Annotated in this window: 19 protein-coding genes and 1 pseudogene; 13 read left to right on the top strand and 7 right to left on the bottom strand. The window is 62.4% G+C overall.

Going from position 1 to position 21050, the window contains the following annotated elements:
* Positions 1 to 212: 212 nt before the first annotated feature.
* Genes DSC91_RS19615 through DSC91_RS19580 form a run of 8 tightly spaced genes read left to right on the top strand, consistent with a single transcriptional unit; the run spans position 213 to position 7186 of the window.
* On the top strand, positions 213 to 695 hold the full coding sequence (locus DSC91_RS19615) for an MSMEG_0572/Sll0783 family nitrogen starvation response protein (protein WP_054040483.1): 483 nt from the start codon (positions 213 to 215) through the stop codon (positions 693 to 695).
* Positions 696 to 714: 19 nt separating this feature from the next.
* Positions 715 to 1749 (top strand): Nit6803 family nitrilase, encoded by a 1035-nt coding sequence (locus tag DSC91_RS19610; RefSeq protein ID WP_115780475.1) that lies wholly within the window; start codon positions 715 to 717, stop codon positions 1747 to 1749.
* Complete coding sequence (locus DSC91_RS19605) at positions 1742 to 2812, top strand: MSMEG_0568 family radical SAM protein (RefSeq protein WP_115783359.1); 1071 nt, start codon at positions 1742 to 1744, stop codon at positions 2810 to 2812. Before DSC91_RS19610 ends, DSC91_RS19605 begins: the two co-directional genes overlap by 8 nt.
* A 2-nt stretch (positions 2813 to 2814) precedes the next feature.
* Complete coding sequence (locus tag DSC91_RS19600) at positions 2815 to 3414, top strand: MSMEG_0567/Sll0786 family nitrogen starvation N-acetyltransferase (RefSeq protein ID WP_115780474.1); 600 nt, start codon at positions 2815 to 2817, stop codon at positions 3412 to 3414.
* A complete protein-coding gene (locus tag DSC91_RS19595; protein WP_115780473.1) occupies positions 3411 to 4397 on the top strand; it encodes a sll0787 family AIR synthase-like protein in 987 nt (328 codons plus the stop codon). The genes DSC91_RS19600 and DSC91_RS19595 overlap by 4 nt, the downstream gene beginning before the upstream one ends.
* Complete coding sequence (locus tag DSC91_RS19590) at positions 4394 to 5569, top strand: MSMEG_0565 family glycosyltransferase (protein WP_115780472.1); 1176 nt, start codon at positions 4394 to 4396, stop codon at positions 5567 to 5569. Before DSC91_RS19595 ends, DSC91_RS19590 begins: the two co-directional genes overlap by 4 nt.
* Before the next feature lie 17 nt (positions 5570 to 5586).
* Complete coding sequence (locus DSC91_RS19585) at positions 5587 to 5871, top strand: MSMEG_0570 family nitrogen starvation response protein (protein WP_115780471.1); 285 nt, start codon at positions 5587 to 5589, stop codon at positions 5869 to 5871.
* Between the two features lie 25 nt (positions 5872 to 5896).
* Positions 5897 to 7186 (top strand): MSMEG_0569 family flavin-dependent oxidoreductase, encoded by a 1290-nt coding sequence (locus tag DSC91_RS19580; protein ID WP_115780470.1) that lies wholly within the window; start codon positions 5897 to 5899, stop codon positions 7184 to 7186.
* A 114-nt stretch (positions 7187 to 7300) separates the two neighbouring features.
* On the opposite strand, the gene DSC91_RS19575 is transcribed toward DSC91_RS19580, so the two are convergent.
* The 3 genes from DSC91_RS19575 to DSC91_RS19565 form a co-directional block, all read right to left on the bottom strand.
* Positions 7301 to 9412, bottom strand: a complete 2112-nt coding sequence (locus tag DSC91_RS19575; protein WP_115780469.1) for a phosphocholine-specific phospholipase C — start codon at positions 9410 to 9412, stop codon at positions 7301 to 7303.
* Between the two features lie 81 nt (positions 9413 to 9493).
* Positions 9494 to 9835, bottom strand: coding sequence for a hypothetical protein (locus DSC91_RS19570; protein ID WP_115780468.1), 342 nt, complete (start codon positions 9833 to 9835; stop codon positions 9494 to 9496).
* Between the two features lie 75 nt (positions 9836 to 9910).
* Positions 9911 to 10288, bottom strand: coding sequence for a RidA family protein (locus tag DSC91_RS19565; RefSeq protein ID WP_229758050.1), 378 nt, complete (start codon positions 10286 to 10288; stop codon positions 9911 to 9913).
* A gap of 8 nt (positions 10289 to 10296) precedes the next feature.
* On the opposite strand from DSC91_RS19565, the pseudogene DSC91_RS38545 reads away from it, so the two are divergent.
* A pseudogene (locus tag DSC91_RS38545) lies at positions 10297 to 10623 on the top strand (GntT/GntP/DsdX family permease); the annotation flags it as partial.
* Here the strand turns inward: DSC91_RS38545 and DSC91_RS19555 are convergent.
* The 4 genes from DSC91_RS19555 to DSC91_RS19540 form a co-directional block, all read right to left on the bottom strand.
* Positions 10571 to 11437, bottom strand: a complete 867-nt coding sequence (locus DSC91_RS19555) for an alpha/beta fold hydrolase (protein WP_115780467.1) — start codon at positions 11435 to 11437, stop codon at positions 10571 to 10573. The pseudogene DSC91_RS38545 and the gene DSC91_RS19555 sit on opposite strands and share 53 nt — an antisense overlap.
* 8 nt (positions 11438 to 11445) lie before the next feature.
* Positions 11446 to 13038, bottom strand: coding sequence for a benzoate-CoA ligase family protein (locus tag DSC91_RS19550; protein WP_115780466.1), 1593 nt, complete (start codon positions 13036 to 13038; stop codon positions 11446 to 11448).
* 95 nt (positions 13039 to 13133) lie between these two features.
* Complete coding sequence (locus tag DSC91_RS19545) at positions 13134 to 14732, bottom strand: 3,4-dehydroadipyl-CoA semialdehyde dehydrogenase (protein WP_115780465.1); 1599 nt, start codon at positions 14730 to 14732, stop codon at positions 13134 to 13136.
* Positions 14733 to 14740: 8 nt separating this feature from the next.
* Positions 14741 to 15220, bottom strand: coding sequence for a DUF4863 family protein (locus tag DSC91_RS19540; protein WP_115780464.1), 480 nt, complete (start codon positions 15218 to 15220; stop codon positions 14741 to 14743).
* Between the two features lie 184 nt (positions 15221 to 15404).
* On the opposite strand from DSC91_RS19540, the gene DSC91_RS19535 reads away from it, so the two are divergent.
* The 4 genes from DSC91_RS19535 to boxA all read left to right on the top strand — a co-directional run bounded on the left by DSC91_RS19535 (position 15405) and on the right by boxA (position 20998).
* A complete protein-coding gene (locus DSC91_RS19535; RefSeq protein ID WP_115780463.1) occupies positions 15405 to 16385 on the top strand; it encodes a helix-turn-helix transcriptional regulator in 981 nt (326 codons plus the stop codon).
* A gap of 117 nt (positions 16386 to 16502) precedes the next feature.
* On the top strand, positions 16503 to 18173 hold the full coding sequence (gene boxC / locus DSC91_RS19530) for a 2,3-epoxybenzoyl-CoA dihydrolase (RefSeq protein ID WP_115780462.1): 1671 nt from the start codon (positions 16503 to 16505) through the stop codon (positions 18171 to 18173).
* Positions 18174 to 18266: 93 nt separating this feature from the next.
* A complete protein-coding gene (gene boxB / locus DSC91_RS19525) occupies positions 18267 to 19694 on the top strand; it encodes a benzoyl-CoA 2,3-epoxidase subunit BoxB (RefSeq protein WP_115780461.1) in 1428 nt (475 codons plus the stop codon).
* A 65-nt stretch (positions 19695 to 19759) separates the two neighbouring features.
* Complete coding sequence (gene boxA / locus DSC91_RS19520) at positions 19760 to 20998, top strand: benzoyl-CoA 2,3-epoxidase subunit BoxA (protein WP_115783357.1); 1239 nt, start codon at positions 19760 to 19762, stop codon at positions 20996 to 20998.
* Positions 20999 to 21050: the final 52 nt, after the last annotated feature.

The raw sequence follows: 21050 nt of genomic DNA, 5'->3' as shown, positions 1-21050 counted from the left end.
TCGCGGGGTTGAGGGCGATTGCCCTCGACACCCCGGCTACATGCAACCTTCGCGCCAAAAAAATTTTCGAGTCGCATGTCGAATCGAGGCGGAATTGATTGTTGATTGATCGCATTGGCGTGGCCGATCAATGGCATGGCCGTTGCATTAAGAGAAGTGCACACGAATTGAACGTGCCATCTTTTACTTAGCAAACCTGATCGGAGAGTGTCATGCCAGCCGTCAACAAACCGCTGCATCAGAAAGGCGATTACCTTGTCGACTACGAAGAGAAAGTCTTCGAAGACGTAAAGGCCGAACCTGGCGAGAAGGCACTCGTCACGTTTCATACGGTCGCGTTCGAGGGTTCGATTGGCTTCGTCAATTTGTTGCAGGCCACGCGTTTGCAGCGCAAGGGTTTCGAAACGTCGGTGCTGCTTTACGGGCCGGGTGTCACGCTAGGTCTGCAGCGCGGCTTTCCGACGCTTGGCGACGAGGCGTTCCCAGGTCACCTGAATTTCAACAAGCAACTGATGAAGTTCATGGAAGAAGGCGGCAAGGTGTATGCCTGCCGCTTCGCGCTGCAGGCCTTGTACGGGCATGGCGAGGCGTCGTTGATCGAAGGCATTCGCCCGATCAGTCCACTCGACGTGCTCGATATCCAGCTGCTGCATCGCAAGGACAACGCGCTGATCATCCACACGTGGACAGTCTGACGAGAGACGGGTGACCACTATGTCCGACAAACGCATCGTGCGTGCCGCGGCGGTCCAGATCGCACCGGACTTCGAGCGCAGCGGCGGCACCCTCGAGAAGGTATGCGAGGCTATCGAGAAAGCGGCGCGTGAAGGCGCGCAGCTGATCGTGTTTCCGGAAACCTTCGTGCCGTACTACCCGTACTTTTCTTTTGTGCGTCCGCCGGTTGCTTCCGGCGCCGATCACATGAAGCTCTACGAGGAAGCCGTGATCGTGCCGGGTCCGGTGACGCAGGCGGTGGCCGAGCGGGCGCGTCTGCATCGGATGGTGGTGGTGCTCGGCGTCAACGAGCGCGATCACGGCAGCCTCTACAACACGCAATTGATCTTCGACGTGGACGGCCAACTGGTGCTCAAGCGCCGCAAGATCACGCCGACCTTTCATGAACGGATGATCTGGGGCCAGGGCGACGCGGCCGGCTTGAAAGTCGCGCAAACGGCGGTGGCGCGCGTCGGCGCGCTCGCCTGCTGGGAGCACTACAACCCGCTCGCGCGCTATGCGTTGATGACGCAGCACGAAGAGATTCATTGCAGCCAGTTTCCCGGCTCGCTGGTGGGGCCGATCTTCGCCGAACAGATCGAGGTGACGATCCGGCATCACGCCTTGGAGTCGGGATGCTTCGTGGTCAATGCGACGGGCTGGCTGACCGAAGCGCAGATTGCGTCGGTCGCCTCCGATACGAATTTGCAGAAGGCGCTGCGCGGCGGCTGCCATACGGCGATCGTGTCGCCTGAAGGACAGCATCTGGCGCAACCGCTGCGTGAGGGTGAAGGCATGGTGATCGCCGATCTCGACATGGGCTTGATCACCAAGCGCAAACGCATGATGGATTCAGTCGGCCATTATGCGCGGCCCGAATTGCTGAGTCTTGCGATCAACCGGCGGCCGGCGGAAACCGTCGCGCCAATGCCGGCGTGGTCCAGTGCTTCGAACACCGGCTTCAATTCAAACGAGGGATGGCGCGATGGACTCCAGCGAGACGCTGTCGGCGGCGAGCCGGCAATTGATGACTGAATTGCAGTCGGCCGGCTTGCGGCTCGTGTCTCCGGATGCGGGCGCCGCGAGCCGGCGTGGCGGCGCGGGGCCCTCGGATCACAAGGCGGTGACGGTGGACGGCGTGACGATCATGGTGCCGGTGCATACGAGCACCGCCTGGCACTCGCCGTTCGTCGCAGAGACGCCGGATGCAAACGGCGCGAGCGCCTTGCTGCGCGGCACGATTCCGATTGCCAGCATCAGCTTTCCCAAAGCGCCGCGTTTTTACGGCATGCAGACGCTCGATGGCGTGCCTTATTCGCATATTGCCGCACTGCATAGTGCGGACGTGCTGGCCACGACGGTGCTGCAAACCTGCATCCGCTACGAGAGCCGTCGCAGGAGTTGCAAGTTTTGCGCGATTGGGCAGTCGCTCGCGGCAGGTCGAACGATTGCGCGCAAGACGCCGGAGCAACTCGCCGAAGTGGCGCGGGCAGCCGTATTGCTCGACGGCGTCAAGCATATGGTGCTGACCACCGGCACGCCGCCCACGTCCGATCGCGGCGCGCAGATATTGTGCGAAAGCGCGTTCGCCATCAAGGCGGCGGTCGATCTGCCGATCCAGGCGCAATGCGAGCCACCCGACGACGACCGCTGGTTCGCGCGCATGAAAGCGAGCGGCATCGATACGCTCGGCATGCACCTCGAAGTGGTGACGCCCGCATTGCGCGAACGCATCATGCCGGGCAAGGCGAGCGTGCCGCTGGCGCGCTACATGACAGCGTTCAAGGCCGCGGTGGCCGTATTCGGACGCGGTCAGGTCAGCACGTACATACTCGCCGGTCTTGGCGATAGCGCGGAAGCGATTCTGGCCATATCGCGCGAGTTGATCGAACTCGGTGTCTATCCGTTCGTTGTGCCGTTCGTGCCGATCAGCGGCACGCCGCTCGAGGATCATCCGGCGCCCACGCCCGAATTCATGAAGTCGGTTCTGCAGCCGCTTGGCGGCATGCTCAACGCTGCGGCGATGCGCTCGAGCGATATCAAGGCGGGTTGCGGGAAATGCGGCGCGTGTTCGTCGTTGTCGTCGTACGAGGAGTGATCATGTTCGGTGAAGCGATTGCCGGCGAGGCACTGAATGGCGACGTGGGTTTCGCACCCTACGCGCCGAGCGAATTCCGCATCAAGTGGACGACGCTCGATTGGGAGGCCGACGAAGCCTTCAAGCTGCGGCGCGCCGTGTTCTGCATCGAGCAGGGCATTTTTGTGGGCGACGACCGGGATGATATCGACGTACACGCACGGCAATTGGTGGCCGTGAGTTGTGTGGCCGGCATGCCGGAGCAGGTGGTCGGTACGGTGCGGATTCATCGCGACGAGGGTAGCGTGTGGTTCGGTTCGCGTCTGGCCGTGCATGCCGCGTTTCGCCGCCATGGAAAAATTGGCGCGACGTTGATTCGTCTTGCCGTCAGCAGTGCCCATGCGCTCGGCTGCGAAACTTTTCTCGCGCATGTGCAGAGCCAGAACGTGCCGCTCTTTCGCGCGATGCATTGGGACGTGCTTGCAGAGGAAACGTTGTTGGGCCGGCCGCATCATCTGATGCAGGCGCAACTGGACTGGTATCCGCCGTGTGTGACGCCGTATAGCGGCTTCGTGACCCATGCGCAACCGCACGGCGCGACTTCCGCACGGAGCGCGGCATGAGCCGTGTGGCCGATTTCGTCGCCGGCCTGCGCGAGAGTCGCGGGTTTCGCCACAAGACGGATATCGTCGACGTGGTCGGCACGCTTGCCCAGCATCTTCCGGGCGGCACGCGGGGTCTCGCGCAGGCAGTCGCGCTTGGGGACGATTGCGCGGCCATTGCCGATGGCGATGGCTACCTGTTGTTTGCCATCGAAGGCATGGTCAGCGATTTCGTCAGCGCAATGCCGTGGTTCGCCGGCTATAGCAGCGTGATGGTCAACATTAGCGACATCTATGCGATGGGCGGCCGGCCGCTGGCGGTGGTCGATGCGTTATGGAGTCGGGGCATCGACGCCGCGGAGGACGTGCTTGCCGGCATGGCGGCGGCCTCCGTTGCTTATGGCGTACCGATAGTCGGCGGCCATACGAACACGCGCAGCGATGCGGCGCAATTGGCGGTGTCGATTGTGGGGCGCGCGAAAACACTGTTGTCGAGTTTCAATGCAAAGCCCGGTGACCGCCTGATGATGGCTGTCGATTTGCGCGGCCGCTTCGAGGAACCGTATCCGTTCTGGAATGCGTCGGTGGGTGCGCCGCCTGAACGTTTGAGAGCGGATCTCGAACTGCTTGCGCAGCTGGCGGAAAGTGGCTTATGCGATGCCGCGAAGGACATCAGCATGGCCGGCACACTCGGCACGGCGCTGATGCTGCTCGAATGCTCGCGGGTGGGCGCACGGATCGATCTTGATCGTCTTCCGAAACCTGCGGACGTTCCCTTGGAACGCTGGGTCGCCGCATTTCCGAGCTTCGGCTATCTGCTGTCGGTTCGGGAGGAACGGGTGCACGCAGTGCAGGCGCGGTTCGATTCGCGTTCGCTTGCTTGCGCCGTGATCGGTTCGGTCGATGCGACTTCTGCAGTGGTGTTGCACCAGCACGAGGAGACCGCGGTGTTGTGGGATTTCAATCGCGAGCCCTTCATGTTGGCGAAGGACGGTCAGCGATGAACGCGTTGCGCATTGCGTTGCTGACGCATTCGGTCAACCCGCGCGGCGGGGTCGTGCACACGCTTGAACTGGCGACCGCGTTGAGCGCACTGGGTCATGACGTGACCGTCTTTGCGCCGGCCGTGCCGGGCGAGGCGCTGTTTCGCCTGCCGCGATGCCGCGTGGTCTATGCGCCGATCACGCAGTCCCAGGCCGGCACGGTAGCCATGGTGGGAGCGCGGATTCACGCATTCGGGCAGACCCTGATGGAATACGACGCGTGGTCGTTCGATGTGCTGCACGCGCAGGACAGTATCAGCGGCAACGCACTCGCCGAGCTGGGAGCACAAGGACTTATTCGCGGTTTCGTGCGCACGGTTCATCACCTGGATCATTTCGACGATCCACGTCTTGCCGCATGGCAGCGGCGGGCGTATGAGGATGCGGAGCAGGTGTTGTGTGTTAGCGAGACCTGGACTCGCGAGATGCGCTCGACTTTCGGTATTGCGGCGCTGACGGTTCCGAACGGCGTCGACGTTGCGCGCTTCACACCTGACGAGAATGCGCGTGATGCGCAGATCAGGCGGCACCTGGGCCTTGATGGCGGCCCGATCGTACTTTCGGTGGGCGGTATCGAAGCGCGCAAGAACACGCTCGCACTGCTCGAAGCGTTCGCGTCTGTGCGTCGCACTTTGCCGGGCGCGCAACTCGTGATCGCCGGGGGCGCGAGCCTGCTCGACCACGACGCCTACGCCCGCAGCGTGCTTAAGCGAGCGGCGGAGCTGGGACTGTCGATTGGCCCACACGAAAGCGTGGTGGTGACCGGAGCGCTTGAGGACGCCGCAATGCCAGCGCTCTTTCGCAGCGCGGACGTGTTGTCGATGGTGTCGTTGCGCGAGGGCTTCGGCCTGGTGGTGCTGGAGGCACTGGCTAGCGGCACGCCGGTCGTTGCCTCGGCAATCGCGCCGTTCACCGAATACCTCGACGACACCACCTGCTACTGGGCAAGCCCGACCGATGTCGTGTCGATAGCGGCGGCGTTGCTGTGCGCTCTCGGCGGTCGCGGTAGTCGTACCGATTTCGACCGGGCGGTGCCCGCATTACTCGCGCGCTTTAGCTGGGCGGCAAGCGCACGGCGTCACGTCGACGTCTACCGCCAATTGCTTGCAACGCGCGCGTTGACGATTCAATGATCGATTGAGGATTTGCAATGCCTGTCATGCACTTTCGGATTCAGTGGCCCGATGGCGACGAATCGAACTGTTATTCGCCGTCGCTCGTCATTGGCGATTTCTTCAAACCTGGCGAGGCCTATGCGCTGGACGATTTCGTCGAACGTTCGCGGCAGGCGTTGGGTATCGCTTCGGAGCGCGTGCGCGAGAAGTACGGCTTTGCCTGCTCGGCGGCGATGGATCAGCTTGCGCAGATCGAGCGCGATGCCGAGCGTTTTCGCGATCGGCCGGAGGCGACTGTCAGGGTTATCGAATTCACCTAGGCGCTAATTTTGCAGAGGAAGCATCATGTCGAATTCAACACATCATGGGCGCGCTGACGGGCACTACAGCGTGCTCGTCGTCGGTGGCGGGCAGGCGGGCCTGTCGGTGAGCTATTACCTCAAGCAGGCCGGCATCGACCATCTGGTCGTAGAAAAGAACACGGTGACGCATACGTGGCGCCAGCAGCGCTGGGACGCGTTTTGTCTCGTGACGCCGAACTGGCAGTGTGCATTGCCTGGCTACCCGTACCTGGGCGACGATCCGCACGGGTTCATGAAGAAGGACGAGATCATCGACTATCTCGACGGTTTCATTGCGCACGTCGACGCGCCGGTGATCGAGCAGGCGGAAGTCAAACGCCTGAAGCAGCGCGACGACGGTGTCTATACGATCGTGACCACGCAGGGCGATTTCACCGCGGAACAGGTCGTGGTCGCCTCGGGCGGCTATCACACGCCGATCGTGCCACGTCTTGCCGAGCGCTTGCCTGCGGGCATTGTGCAGTTGCAATCGTCCGCGTATCGGAATCCACAGGCGTTGCCCGAGGGCGCGGTCATGGTGGTCGGCACAGGGCAATCCGGCGCGCAGATCGCCGAGGACCTGCATCTGGCGGGGCGCAAGGTAGTTCTCGCAGTCGGCGAGGCGCCGCGCTGCGCGCGTTTCTATCGGGGACGTGATGTGGTCGATTGGCTCGCCGACATGCAGTACTACGACATGCCGGTCGAAAAGCATCCGTTGCGCGAGGGCGTGCGCGACAACACCAATCACTATGTGACCGGCCGCGACGGCGGCCGCGACATCGACCTGCGCAAGTTCGCCGCCGAAGGCATGGAACTCTACGGCAGGCTCGACGATCTGCGCGACGGGAAATTCCACTTCGCACCGACACTCGCCGCCAATCTCGACGCCGCGGACGATACGTATAACCGCATCAACGCGAGTATCGACGGCTTCATTGAAAAGCATGGAATCGACGCGCCGGCGGGTGAGGTCTACGAACCGGTCTGGCGGCCAGCCGAGGAACGTACGACGCTCGATCTCCACACCAGCGGCATCTCGGCCACTATCTGGTGCATCGGTTTTACGCCGGACTTTAGCTGGCTCGACGCGCCGGTATTCAACGGTCGCGGTTATCCGGCGCATACCCGTGGCATCACACCGATCGAAGGTTTGTATTTCGTCGGCTTGCCGTGGCTGCATACATGGGGATCGGGGCGCTTCTCAGGCATCGCGCGCGATGCCGAGTTTGTCGTGCAGGCGATTCGCGAGAAAGCGCGCGAGCGTGAGTCGGTGAGGGCGGCTGTGGCGGCTTGAGATGACGGTCTATGCGCCGCGACGTGAACGCATGAAAAAACGGCCGCTGCTTTTTATCGCAGCGACCGTTTCTTTCATACGCACCGAAGCACCGAATTGACACCTGGCTGAAGCTTAACTCCCCAGCGCCGGATCGCTCATGCTGCTGCGGCCGGTTTCCACGTGTCCGGCAAAGCGCCGCGCGAACGACGGGTCGGTGTCGACGGTAATCGCCAGGTCGTACCAGCCGTAGGCGTTGCGCAGATCGAGGTACAGCTGTTCGGTATCGCCGCCGCGCACCGAATGCTTGACCACGTTGCCCGCGTCATATGCGTTGACGATGGTGAACTGGCAACGCGCGCTGCCCACATTCTCCAGCCGCAATTGCAGGTTGCCGTTCGCGACGTCGTAGCCTTCGGCGACTTCCGGCCGCGCGATATCGGAGCCGTTCCACCAGCTTCTCGCGACCGGCTTGCCCGCGAAGCGGCGCAAAAATCCGTTCGGACCGTACACCGTGTAATCGTACGTGCCGTCGGCATTCAACGGCAACTGATCCTGCAGCCGCTTGCCGGCTTCGACGGTATACGTCAGCGGTGCGGCGAGACTATTCGCTGCATAGACGAGAAACACGGCACCCGTGCGGCCCGAATTGACGAAACGCATCGTCAGCTTGTTGGCCGACCCCTCGCCGTGCACGCGCACGAATAATTCATACGGCAGCGCACGAGCCGGACGCACGCCGGGTTCCTGCTTCGGCACGGCCTGCAGGAGCGGCGGCAGCGGGACATAGTCGGGATGACGGTTCTGATCGGGCGGCACATAGCCGCTCGTGCTCGGCAGCGTCGGAAACGCATCGTTCGGCGTGCTGAAGTTGAACGCCGACATCAGGTCGCCGCACACCGCGCGACGCCACGGCGTGATGTTCGATTCGCCGAGATTGTGCTGCTGGCCGAAGCGTTTTTCGATGAAGCGGATCACCGACGTATGGTCGAACAGTTCGGAGCACACGTAGCCGCCTTTCGACCACGGCGAGACCACCAGCATCGGCACGCGCGGTCCGAGCCCGTACGGGCCTGCCGGCGTATTGCCGCTGCCCGCATAGTTTTCATTGCTGGTGTCGACGGTCGACAAACCGTTTGCGCTCGATGCCGGTGCGAACGGCGGCGCCATGTGATCGAAGAAGCCGTCGTTTTCGTCGTAGTTGATCAGCAGCACGGTCTTGCTCCACACCTCGGGATTGGACGTGAGAATCTGCAGGACCTGATCGATGTACCACGCACCGTAGTTGGACGGCCAGTTCGGGTGCTCGGAATACGCTTCCGGGGCGACGATCCACGAGACTTGCGGCAGGGCGTTGTTTTGCACATCGCGTTTGAGGATGTCGAAGTAGCCGTCGCCGTTGGCCGCGTTCGTGCCCGTACGGGCGTTGTCGTACAGCGGGTTGCCAGGCTGCGCGTTGCGGTACTGGTTGAAATAAAGCAGCGAGTTGTCGCCGTAGTTGCCGATGTACGCATTCTGCGTCCAGCCCCACGAGCCGCTTGCATTGAGTCCCGTGCCGATGTCCTGATAGATCTTCCAGGTGATGCCGGCGTTCTGCAGCACTTCCGGATACGTGGACCAGCCGTAGCCGAGTTCCGAGTTGTCGATCACCGGGCCGCCGCCGTTGCCGTCGTTGCCGACCCAGCCGCTCCACATGTAATAGCGGTTCGGATCGGTCGGGCCCATCAGCGAGCAGTGATACGCGTCGCAGATCGTGAAGGCGTCGGCGAGTTGATAGTGAAACGGAATGTCCTCGCGCGTGAGGTAGGCCATCGTCGTGGTGCCTTTGGACGGCACCCATTGATCGTAGCGGCCGCCGTTCCACGCTGCGTGCGTGCTGGTCCAGTCGTGCGCGAGGTCTTGCAGGAATTGCAAGCCGAGGTTCGGCGCGGTGGGGCGGAACGGCAGCACATAGCCGGCATCCGCGGCGAGCGGCTGGTACCACACCGGCTTGCCGTTGGGCAGGTTGATCGCGCGCGTGTCGCCGAAACCGCGTACGCCCTTGAGCGTGCCGAAGTAGTGGTCGAACGAGCGGTTTTCCTGCATCAGCACGACGATATGTTCGACGTCGCGAATGGTGCCGGTCTTGTTGTTGGCCGGAATCGCGAGGGCGTTGCGAATGCCCAGCGGCAGCATGCTCAACGCGGTGGCGGAACCAGCGGCATGCGCGGCGGAGCGCAGAAAATCACGGCGATTTTTTGAAGTCATGGTCTTGGCTTTCGATCTTCATAAGAGGAACGAACCATGCGGCGCGCAAGCATGAGCCGCGCGACGCATGGGGCGCGGAACTCAATCCACGGTGTGGATGACGGGTGTGGCGAGCGGCGTCGACGCGGCAGCGGACAGCGCCGCGTCGGCGCTTGATGCGGGCAGTGCTGGGGTTTGAATCGTGAGTGCGGGTAAGCCAGGTGAGGCTGATGAGGCGGGTGATGCGGACGACGGATTCGCTGACAGGACCTGTGAAGCGCCGCCGTTATCGCCGGCGCCATTGGTAGAACTCGTGGTGCTCGTGTCCGGTGCCCGGTCGTCGTTGCCGCAGGCGCCGAGCAGCATGCAGAGCGACACGGCGCTCAGTGCGCCCGCCAAACGTTTGCGATGGAAGGCAATGGACGGCTTCGACACAACGGACATGGCAATGTCTCCGGCACGGGGAGGATGCGCCAGGGCATCCACGTGCCCAGGTCAGCGATGCGCCAGAATAGTCGCTTACCTGTGTAACTTTTGTGAAGATGTGGAAATTTGGGTATTTGTTGAGAAATGCGCGGCCGTCAATCCTGAATCGCGACGATCGCCTCGATCTCGACCGTGATGTTGCCCCGGCAGTGAGTCCACGCCGACCGCCGAGCGCGAATGCCGACCGGCATCGCCGAATACATCGACGAACAGATCCGAGCAGCCGTTGATCACGTACGGATGCTCGGTGAAATCCGGCGCCGCGTTGACCATGCCCGTCAGCTTGACGACCTGCTTCACGCGCCGCAAATCGCCGAGTTCGTTATGCAGCACGGCGAGCAGAGTCAGCCCGACCATCTGCGCGTGCCGGTACGCTTCGTCCGCGCTGACAGGAGTCAGCGTTGCGCGCAAGTTGAGACTTGTTGAGACTTCTGTTGAGCTTCTACACGTTCGGCAAGTCGCGTGGCTTCAATCGCGAGCAGATCCTCAAGTTCACCAACGCGTGTCTTGCCCCGATCGCCGCAGCGGCGGTGGGCACGGCGGGCGGCGTGCGGCCCGAGTTGCTGGTGCTGGCCACCGGTGCGGGCTCGCTGATTCTGTCGCACGTGAACGACGGCGGGTTCTGGCTGGTGAAGGAGTACTTCGGTATGACCGTGCCGCAAACCTTCAAGACGTGGACCGTTTGCGAAACGATTATTTCGGTGACCGCGCTGGTGTTGACGTTGGGGCTTTCGACGGTGATTTGATAAACGTCGCAATCGCTTCGTTCAACGCATCCGGCGCATCGCGATGCGGCGAGTGCCCACATGCATCGAGTTTCACGAGTTGCGCATGCGGCACGCGCTCGCCGATTGTGTCGATCTGCGCCATCGTGCCGTAGTTGTCGTCGTGGCCTTGCACCGCGAGCAGCGGTTGTTGGATGGTGTCCAGTTCGCCGACTATGCTCCACGTCCTGAACGCCGGATTCAACCAGATATCGTTCCAGCCATAAAACGCGGAATCGACGTCCGCATGATAGCGGCCTAGCTTATTGCGCAGATCGGTGGTTTCGTAGAGCTGTTTGGTCTGCGCGATGCTTTCCACCGAGATGTCTTCGACGAACACATGCGGCGCGATGGCCACCGCGCCGGCCAATTCATCCGGATGCTGCGCCGCATAGAGCAGCGCGATCGAACCGCCGTCGCTATGGCCGATCACCCACATGCGCGTGCGCTCCTGCATGCCGATATCGAGCGCGTCGAGCAAAGCGGGCAGGATATCTCGCGCTTGCGCGGTCATGAAATCGACCGGCCATTTGACGTCATGCTCGCGCGGTGTGGACAGTCCATAACCGGGGCGAGAGTAAACAAGGCCACGCATGCCAAGCCGCTCGCACAAGGTTTGCGGCCAATCGCGCCACATTGCAATCGATCCGAGTCCTTCGTGCAGGAAGACGGCGATCGGCGCAGTGGCGGCCGTTTCATTCACCCAACGATATTCGATGCGCAACGGCCCGTGCGATGCCGTGGCGGGCAGGTCGGAGAATTCGCTGGCAAGGGGTGGAATCGCTGGGTTCTGCATGGATCACCTTATGACTGTTCGCGCAGTTTGAAGCGTTGAATCTTGCCGGTAGCGGTTTTCGGCAGATCGTCGATGAACAGGATATCGCGCGGATACTTATGCGGCGCGAGCCGTTCCTTGACGAACGCCTTTAACTCATCCGCGAGTATCTCAGACGGCGCGAATTCACGCTTCAACACCACGAACGCGCGGGTTTTGACGAGGCCGCCATGATCCACGCCGACCACGGCTGCTTCCAGCACCGCGTCGTGCTGCACCAGCACCATCTCCACTTCGACAGGCGACACATACTGACCGCTTACTTTCAACATGTCGTCGCTGCGGCCCGCGTATACGTAGCTGCCGTTCGCGAGACGGCGGTACTTATCGCCACTGCGTATCCATTCGCCGAGGAACGTCGCGCGCGTCTTCTCGCGATTGCTCCAGTACATGAGCGCCGCGCTCGGCCCTTTGATGTACAGATCCCCGATTTCGCCGTCAGGCACCGCATGACCGGCTTCGTCGCGCAGTTCGACTTCGTAGCCGGGCACGGGGCGGCCCGTGGTGCCGTATTCGACCGCACCCGCGCGATTCGACAGGAAGATATGCAGCATCTCGGTGGAGCCGATGCCGTCGAGAATGTCGCAGCCGAAGTGCGCGGTGAAGCGCTCGCCAATTTCGCGCGGCAGCGCTTCGCCCGCGGATGTGCATATGCGCATCGCGACGTCGGCGCGCGCAGGCAGGTTGGGCGAGACGAGCATGCTGGCGTAGAGCGTCGGCACGCCATAGAAAACGGTCGGGCGATGCCGCACGAGGCGCGTGAAAATCGCGTCGGCCGTAGGACGTTCGGCCATCAGCACGGCCGTGGCGCCGACCGAAAGCGGGAACGTCAGGCCGTTGCCCAGACCATACGCAAAGAACAGTTTGGCCGCCGAGAACACCACGTCGCTCTCGACAATGCCAAGAATCGGCTTGGCGTACAACTCGGCAGTCCAGTACAGATTCGCGTGCGTGTGAACCGTGCCTTTCGGTTTGCCGGTCGAACCGGACGAATACAGCCAGAATGCGATATCGTCGCAGCCTGTCGCGGACGCTTTGATGGCCGGCGTAGCCGCGTCGATCAGATCGGCGAGTCTCGGCGCTGTTAAAGGCTCGTTTCCGGATGGCTGTGAGACGATCAACTGGCAACCGTCGTGTTCCGCGGTATCCATCGCCTGTATGACATTCGGCAGCAATGCGCCGGATGCGATAACGGCGCGCGCGTGGCTATGCGTCAGCATGTACACATAGTCGGCCGCGGTGAGCAGCGTGTTCGCAACGACCGGCACGATGCCCGCATAGAGCGCGCCCAGAAAAGCAATCGGCAGATCGACGGTATCGAGCATCACCAGCAGCACGCGTTCTTCCGGATGCACGCCGAGTGTGCGCAGTGCGCTCGCGAAGCGGCGGGCCCGTTCTTCTAGCTCGCCGTAAGTCGTGGCGCCGGTGTCGTCGATGTAGGCGGTCTTGGCGGCGCGCGATTCATTCAGCCGAAACAGGTAGGCCGCGAAATTGAATAGCGCGGGCGGCGGCTCGACCTTCGAGACGGGCTGACTCGCAGCGGCGTCCAGCAGGGTTTCCATATGTCTCCTCCATCGGGTGGGGCGGGTCCGGCTGTTTTGTGCTCATGATCCGCGCGATGTTTGCTTCCTGACTGCTTGAAACCGGTCTCGTGCCGCTACGCTGCAGGCAAATGCGTGGTGTGCGTCAAAGCGTCGATTGCCGCGCTCGATGCCTGAATGGCCGAGCGCCTGTGATAGAAACCCAGCGCACGCAGGCCGCCGAGTTCTTCGCCGCCTCCCGCGCGGCCCGGTCCTCCGTGCAGCGACATCGGCATCACGTTGCCGTGGCCGGTTTGACTCTGCTGGACGGACGGCGAGATGGCATGGACGCGCCCATGCGAATCGGCGAGTGCCAGTGCAAGCTTGCCGAGGTGCGCGTCGTCGTTCGAATAGATCGATGCGACGAGGGAGCCCTGACCGCGTCGCGCGAGTGCGACGGCATGCGCTTCGGGAAGGGCGCTGTTCGCTGCGTTGGCGACACGATAGGGCGCGACGGTCGCCACCGGCCCGAACACTTCCACGTCGTGCAGCAAAGTCGCGCTATCGGGATCGTTGACCACGAACAGATGCGGCGCGACGCAGGCCGCAATCGTTGCGTCGGCATCGATAAGCGGCGCTGCGGAGCCGTCGTAGGCGAGCACGGCTTCCTCGCGCAACGCGGCGATGCCGGCCAGCACGTTCTCGTATTGCTCGCGGCTCACGAGCGAACCCATTCGCACGGTGTCGTTGCGCGGATTGCCGACGGTGATTTTCGCGAGCTTGACGTTGAGTGCGTCGAGCACCGCTTCAAGCGATGCTTCAGGCACGAACGCGCGCCGGATCGCGGTGCATTTCTGACCGGACTTTACGGTCATTTCGCGCACCACCTCCTTGATGAACAGTTCAAAGGCCGGCGTATCGGGCGTTGCGTCGGCACAGAGAATCGCGCTATTGAGGCTGTCGGCTTCGACATTCAGCCGCGCGCCATACTCAATGAAAGCCGGATGCGCGCGCAATGTCGCGGCGGTTTCCGCGGAGCCGGTGAACGACACCACGTCGACTGCCTGAATCTGATCGAGCAGACCTGCAGAGCTGCCGCAGATGACGGACAACGCGCCGGGCGGCAGAAGGCCCGCGTCGACCACGTCGGCGACCATTCGCTGCGTGAGCCATGCCGTCGCCGTGGCCGGTTTGACGATGACCGGCACGCCCGATAACAGGGCGGGCGCCGCCTTTTCCCACAGGCCCCAGGACGGGAAATTGAACGCATTGATGAAGAGCGCGACGCCGTGCGTCGGCGTGAGCACGTGCTGTACGTTGAACGATTGATCCTTGCTCAGCGATACGGCGTTGCCGTCGCGTAGCGCATGCACGTCGCCGAGCGACGCGCCGAGTTTCGCGTAGTACGACAGCGTGAAAATTCCGCCGTCGATGTCGACCGCGGAATCATTGCGCGTGGTGCCCGAGTTCGCGGTCGCGATCGCGTAGTAGTCGTCGCGCTTCGCCTGCAGCAGTTTGACGATCTCGGCAAGACGGGCGGCGCGCTGTGCATAGGTCAGCGCACGCAAGGCGGCGCCGCCTTCTTCCCGGGCGAAGCCAAATGCGTGGTCGAGATCCAGGCCCTGGCTCGACACGCGGACGAGCGCTTCACCGGTAACCGGGTCGGTCAGCGTCACGCCGTCACCGTCGCCCGCGACCCATTGGCCGGCAACATGGTTTTTCAATAGTTCGGTCATGGCAAGTCTCAGGCGGAAGGTGGGATGGCGGTGAATTCGATCGCGCCTTGCGGCAGCAGATACAGCACCAGTGCCTGCCCGTTCGCCACGGTCGGACGATGCGCGCTGCCGGGGCCGTACACGCACCAGCCGGCCGGATGACCGTCGAACGTGGCGCCTTCGCTGAGCGGCATGATCAGATCGATTTCGCCGTTCGGGTGAACGTGATGCGGACCGGCAATATCCTTCATATCGACCACGTCGACGGAAAAGCCATGGGTCTCGGGCAATGCCTTGAAGATCCGGCCATAGCGAATGCCGCCGCCTTCGCGGTTGCACAGCCAGCCTTCCGCCACGCCGGTGCGGCAGGCCGCCGCCAGATCGCGGAAGGCCGGACCGTCCGCGGGATAAGTGTCGTTGAGCCACGTGGCCAGCGTGCCGTCGAGCGGCCGGCCGGCGAGTTGCCCTGTCACGCCCGCAATCAGGCGTTGGAAGTCATGTGGGGACATGCGAGCCTCCAGGTCAGCGCGCGCACGCACCTTAATTCATGCGTGTTGTTGCGCTATCTCCGTGACGCCGCCGAAAAATCTCGACAGCGTTTGTTATTGGATCAATATTTGGCGAAAATTAACCGTTCACCATGACCCTGTCAAGCACTATAGTACATGTAACGCATTCAATAGGTAGTTAAACATGAACCAAAATTACTCTTCCGCGCCGCTGGACGATCCTGCCGATGAGGACGCAAGCCGCGCGGGCCGGGCCGAGCGGGGTGGCGAGCGTGAGGAGCGCGATCCTTTTCTGACGGCTATGGGCGATCGCGTGCGTCTGCTGCGTGCGCGCCGCGGCATGACGCGTAAGACGCTGGCGACCGAAACCGGCTTGTCGGAGCGTCATCTGGCGAATCTGGAATCGGGCGTGGGTAACGCCTCGGTGCTGGTGCTGCGGCAGATCGCGGCGACGCTCAACTGCCCGCTGGCCGAAGTAATCGGCGACGAAACCACCGTTTCCGCCGAATGGCTGCTGATCCGCGAACTGCTGCAGGGGCGCGACCAGGCGGCGCTGCAGCGCGCCCGCGTGGCGCTTGCCGACATGTTCGCGCAAGCGCCGCGCGACCCGCATCGCAAGGACCGGATCGCCTTGATCGGCTTGCGCGGGGCCGGCAAATCGACCTTTGGACGGATGCTGGCGCAGGAGCGCAAAGTGCCGTTCGTCGAGCTCACGCGTGTGATCGAGCAGCTCGCCGGCTGTCCGCCGTCCGAGATTCATTCCCTCTATGGCGCGAGCGCTTACCGGCGTTATGAGCACCGCGCTCTCGAGGCGGTGATTCAGGAGCATGAGCGCGCCGTGATCGCGTCGCCCGGCGGTCTGGTGTCGGAGTCGGGCACCTTCAATGCGCTCCTGTCGCACTGTTTCACCGTATGGCTGCAAGCCACGCCCGAAGAGCATATGCGCCGCGTCGTCGCGCAAGGCGACCTGCGGCCGATGTCCGGCAACAAGGAAGCGATGGACGACCTCAAGCGCATCCTGGCGGGACGTGGCGAACTATACGGTCGTGCCGACATGACCTTCGACACCAGCGAGAAAACCTTGGCCGACGCCTACTTGCAGCTGCGTGACCGGCTTGCCGCAAGGCTCGCGGCGGAATCACCGGACGAAGCAGGGGTGGGCTGACGTGCAGTGCCGTGTCCAGGGTTTACTAGCAAATATGCACTAAAGTGCTTTACATGGGTGTGATGATGCACTATTGTTCAAAAACAAGTTTTGCATCGTCCAGTCAGGAGACGCCCCATGTCCACAGCAGAACAGGCAATCGCGCCGGTCGACTACCGCACCGATCCCTCGCAGTACAAGCATTGGAAGCTGAGTTTCAACGGTCCCGTCGCGACCCTCGGCATCGACATCGCCGAGGACGGCGGCATCCGCGACGGCTATAAGCTGAAGCTGAATTCGTACGACCTCGGCGTGGACATCGAACTGCATGACGCGATACAGCGCATCCGCTTCGAACATCCCGAAGTCAAAACGGTGGTGCTGACGAGCCTGAAGGACCGTGTGTTCTGCTCGGGCGCGAACATCTTCATGCTGGGTCTGTCCACGCATGCGTGGAAGGTCAATTTCTGCAAGTTCACCAACGAAACGCGCAACGGTCTCGAAGACTCGTCGCGTCATTCAGGTCTGAAGTTTCTCGCTGCCGTGAATGGTGCGTGCGCCGGTGGCGGTTATGAACTCGCGCTCGCCTGCGACGAAATCTATCTGGTGGACGACCGCTCGTCGTCGGTATCGCTGCCGGAGGTGCCGCTGCTGGGCGTGCTGCCAGGCACGGGCGGCCTGACGCGTGTCACCGATAAACGCAAGGTGCGGCACGATCGTGCGGACATCTTCTGCACCGTGGTCGAGGGTATTCGCGGCGAACGCGCAAAAGCATGGCGTCTCGTGGATGAAGTCGTGAAGCCGAATCAGTTCGATCAGACGATACAGGCGCGTGCACTCGAACTCGCGGAGCAAAGCGATCGTCCGTCGGATGCGCAAGGCGTCATGCTCACCCGTATCGAACGCACCGATCGCGAAGACGGCCTGACCTATAAAACGCTCGACGTCACGATCGATCGTGCGAAGCGCATCGCGACCTTCACGGCGAAGGCGCCGCAAGCGGGACAAGCCACGGAGATCGACGCGATCGTCGCTGCAGGCACGAGCTGGTGGCCGCTGCAGTTTGCCCGCGAACTCGACGACGCGATCCTGTCGATGCGCACCAACGAGCTCGAGGTCGGCACCTGGGTCTTCAAGACCGAGGGCGACGCCCGCAATCTGCTCGCCACCGACGCCACGCTGATGCAGCACAAGGACCACTGGTTCGTGCGCGAGACGATCGGCCTCCTGCGCCGCACGCTGGCGCGTATCGACGTGTCGTCGCGTTCGCTGTTCGCGCTGATCGAGCCGGGCTCGTGCTTTGCCGGCACCTTCGCGGAACTCGCGTTCGCCGCCGACCGCAGCTATATGGCGGCACTGCCGGGCAACGAAGACGAGGAGCCGGCGATCACGCTGTCGGAAGTCAACTTCGGTCTCTATCCGATGGTCACGCATCAATCGCGCCTCGCCCGGCGTTTCTATGAAGAGGCCGGGCCGCTCGACGCCGTGCGCGCGAAGATCGGCCAGGCGATCAAGGCCGTTGACGCCGAGCGCCTGGGTCTCGTGACCGCCTCGCCCGACGATATCGATTGGGCCGACGAAATCCGCATCGCGCTTGAAGAACGCGCGGCGATGTCGCCGGATGCATTGACCGGACTGGAAGCGAATCTGCGCTTCAACGGCCCGGAAACGATGGAGACGCGTATTTTCGGGCGTCTCACCGCCTGGCAGAACTGGATCTTCAACCGGCCGAACGCAGTGGGCGAGAAGGGCGCGCTCAAGGTGTACGGCAAGGGCAGCAAGGCGCAATTCGACGTCTCGCGCGTTTGATTCTTTCCGCCGCGACGCAACTGAAAGCGACGCCATCCGCCTGATACGCGCCCTCATACTCAAGCATTGCAGTTTCCGATCAAGGAACCGACCATGTCATCGATCAACTACAGCGAAAAGATTCCGAACAACGTCAATCTCGCCGACGACCGTGCATTGCAACGCGCGCTCGAACAATGGCAGCCGAATTTTCTGTCGTGGTGGGGCGATATGGGCCCGGAAGGCTCGCACGGGTATGACGTGTATCTGCGTACGGCGGTAAGCGTCGACGCGGGCGGCTGGGCGCATTTCGATCATGTGAAGATGCCGGACTATCGCTGGGGGATTTTCCTCACGCCCGGCGAGCAGGATCGCAAGATTCATTTCGGCGAGCACAAGGGTGAGGCTGCGTGGCAGGACGTCCCCGGCGAGCATCGCGCGAATCTGCGCCGCATCATCGTCACCCAGGGCGATACGGAACCGGCTTCGGTCGAGCAGCAGCGGCATCTGGGTTTGACCGCCCCGTCCATGTACGACCTGCGCAACCTGTTTCAGGTGAATGTGGAGGAGGGGCGCCACCTGTGGGCGATGGTGTACCTGCTGCATCGCTATTTCGGCCGCGACGGTCGCGAGGAAGCCGAGGCGCTGCTCGGCCGCCGTTCGGGCGACGAAGACAATCCACGCATTCTTGGCGCCTTCAACGAGAAAACGCCGGACTGGCTCGCGTTCTACATGTTCACGTACTTCACCGACCGCGACGGCAAGTTCCAGCTGTCGGCGCTCGCCGAGTCGGGTTTCGATCCGCTGGCGCGCACCACGAAGTTCATGCTGACCGAAGAAGCGCATCATATGTTCGTCGGCGAATCGGGCGTGTCGCGCGTGATCCAGCGCACGGCGCAAGTGATGAACGAACTGGGCACGGACGACGTCGCGAAGATTCGCGCGGCCGGCGTGATCGATCTGCCGACCATCCAGCGCTATCTGAACTTCCATTACTCGGTCACGATCGACCTGTTCGGGGCCGACCATTCGTCCAACGCCGCCACGTTCTATAGCTCGGGTCTGAAGGGCCGCTATGAAGAGAACAAGCGCGACGACGATCATCAACTGAACGGTCAAAGCTACAAGCTGCTCGACGTGCTGGACGGCAAGCTGGTGGAGCGGGAAGTGCCGATGCTCAACGCCATGAATGAAGTGCTGCGCGACGACTACATCAAGGATTCGGTGGCGGGCGTGGGCCGCTGGAACAAGGTGCTTGAAAAGGCCGGCATCGATTTCCGCATGACGGTGCCGCATAAAGCGTTCAACCGGCAGATCGGCACGTTTGCCGGCACCCGCGTGTCGCCGGATGGCCGTGTGATCGGCGAGACCGAATGGGCCGCGAATGAAGCGAAGTGGCTCGCCACGCCCGAAGATCGCGCGTATGTCGCTTCGCTGATGGGCCGCGTCGTCGAGCCAGGCAAATTCGCGAACTGGATTGCGCCGCCGGCAATGGGCGTGAACCGTCAGCCGGTCGATTTCGAATACGTGCGCTTTAACTGAGCACGGCGATAGAAAACGTGCGGCGTGCGGCGTCGTATTCGCGCGAATATCTGGTGGAGGAAGTCATGAACGGCTCAGTATCGATCGAAATTCTCAGGCAGCATCTGATCGATCCGGAGATCTGCATTCGCTGCAATACCTGCGAAGAGACTTGCCCGGTCGATGCGATCACGCACGACGAGAACAACTATGTGGTCAAGGCGGATGTCTGCAACGGTTGCATGGCGTGCGTGCCGCCGTGTCCGACCGGCGCCATCGATAACTGGCGCACCGTGTTGAAAGCCGACGCGTATTCCATCGACGAGCAGTTCAAATGGGACGTGTTGCCCGAGCAGAACACGATGGCCGTGCCGGCCGCGGAAGATGCGGCTGCGGGATCGTCGGGCGATGCATCGGCGGACGCAAGCGGCATTGAAGTCGATACCGTGCGCGGGTCGGTCGTGCCGCCGTGGTCCGCGGCGAAGCCGTACGTGAATCTCTATACGCACAAGGAGCCCACTACCGCGACGGTGGTCGGCAACTACCGGCTTACCGACGGCTCGACCGAGAGCGACATCCATCACATCGTGCTCGATTTCGGCTCGATGCCTTTTCCTGTGCTGGAGGGTCAGTCGATCGGCATTCTGCCGCCGGGCGCGACTGCGGATGGCCGCACGCATCACGCGCGGCAGTATTCGATTGCGAGTCCGCGCGACGGCGAACGGCCCGGCTACAACAACGTTTCTCTAACCGTGAAGCGCGTTTCCCAGCAGCACGGCGACGCGCTCGACGGAGTCTGCTCGAACTATCTGTGCGATCTGAAGAAGGGCGACGTGGTGACCGTGATCGGTCCGTTCGGCGGCACCTTCCTGATGCCGAATCACCCGAACTCGCATCTGCTGATGATTTGCACGGGCACCGGCTCGGCCCCGATGCGCGCGATGACCGAGTATCGCAGAAGGCGTCGTCTGAAAGGCGCGACCGGCAAGCTGATGCTGTTCTTCGGGGCGCGTACGAAAGAAGAGTTGCCGTACTTCGGACCGCTGACGAATCTGCCCAAGGACTTCATCGATACGAACCTGGCGTTTTCGCGCACGCCGGGTCAAGCCAAACGCTACGTGCAGGATGCGATGCGCGAACGCGCGGTCGATGTCGCGCAGATGCTGAAGGACGACAACACCTATATCTACGTGTGCGGGTTGAAGGGAATGGAAGACGGCGTGCTGCAGGCGCTCAAGGACATCGGCGAGCAGCATCAGCTCGACTGGGAAGCGCTATGGATGAAGCTGAAGCGGGAAGGGCGGCTGCATCTGGAGACGTATTGAACGGCCGGGCCTCGGGAGAGGCATCGCACAACGGAATAGGAGCCCGGCTGTT

This window comes from Paraburkholderia caffeinilytica (assembly GCF_003368325.1).
GTDB classification, from domain to species: Bacteria; Pseudomonadota; Gammaproteobacteria; order Burkholderiales; family Burkholderiaceae; genus Paraburkholderia; species Paraburkholderia caffeinilytica.
This window is presented reverse-complemented; position numbering and strand designations above follow the sequence as displayed.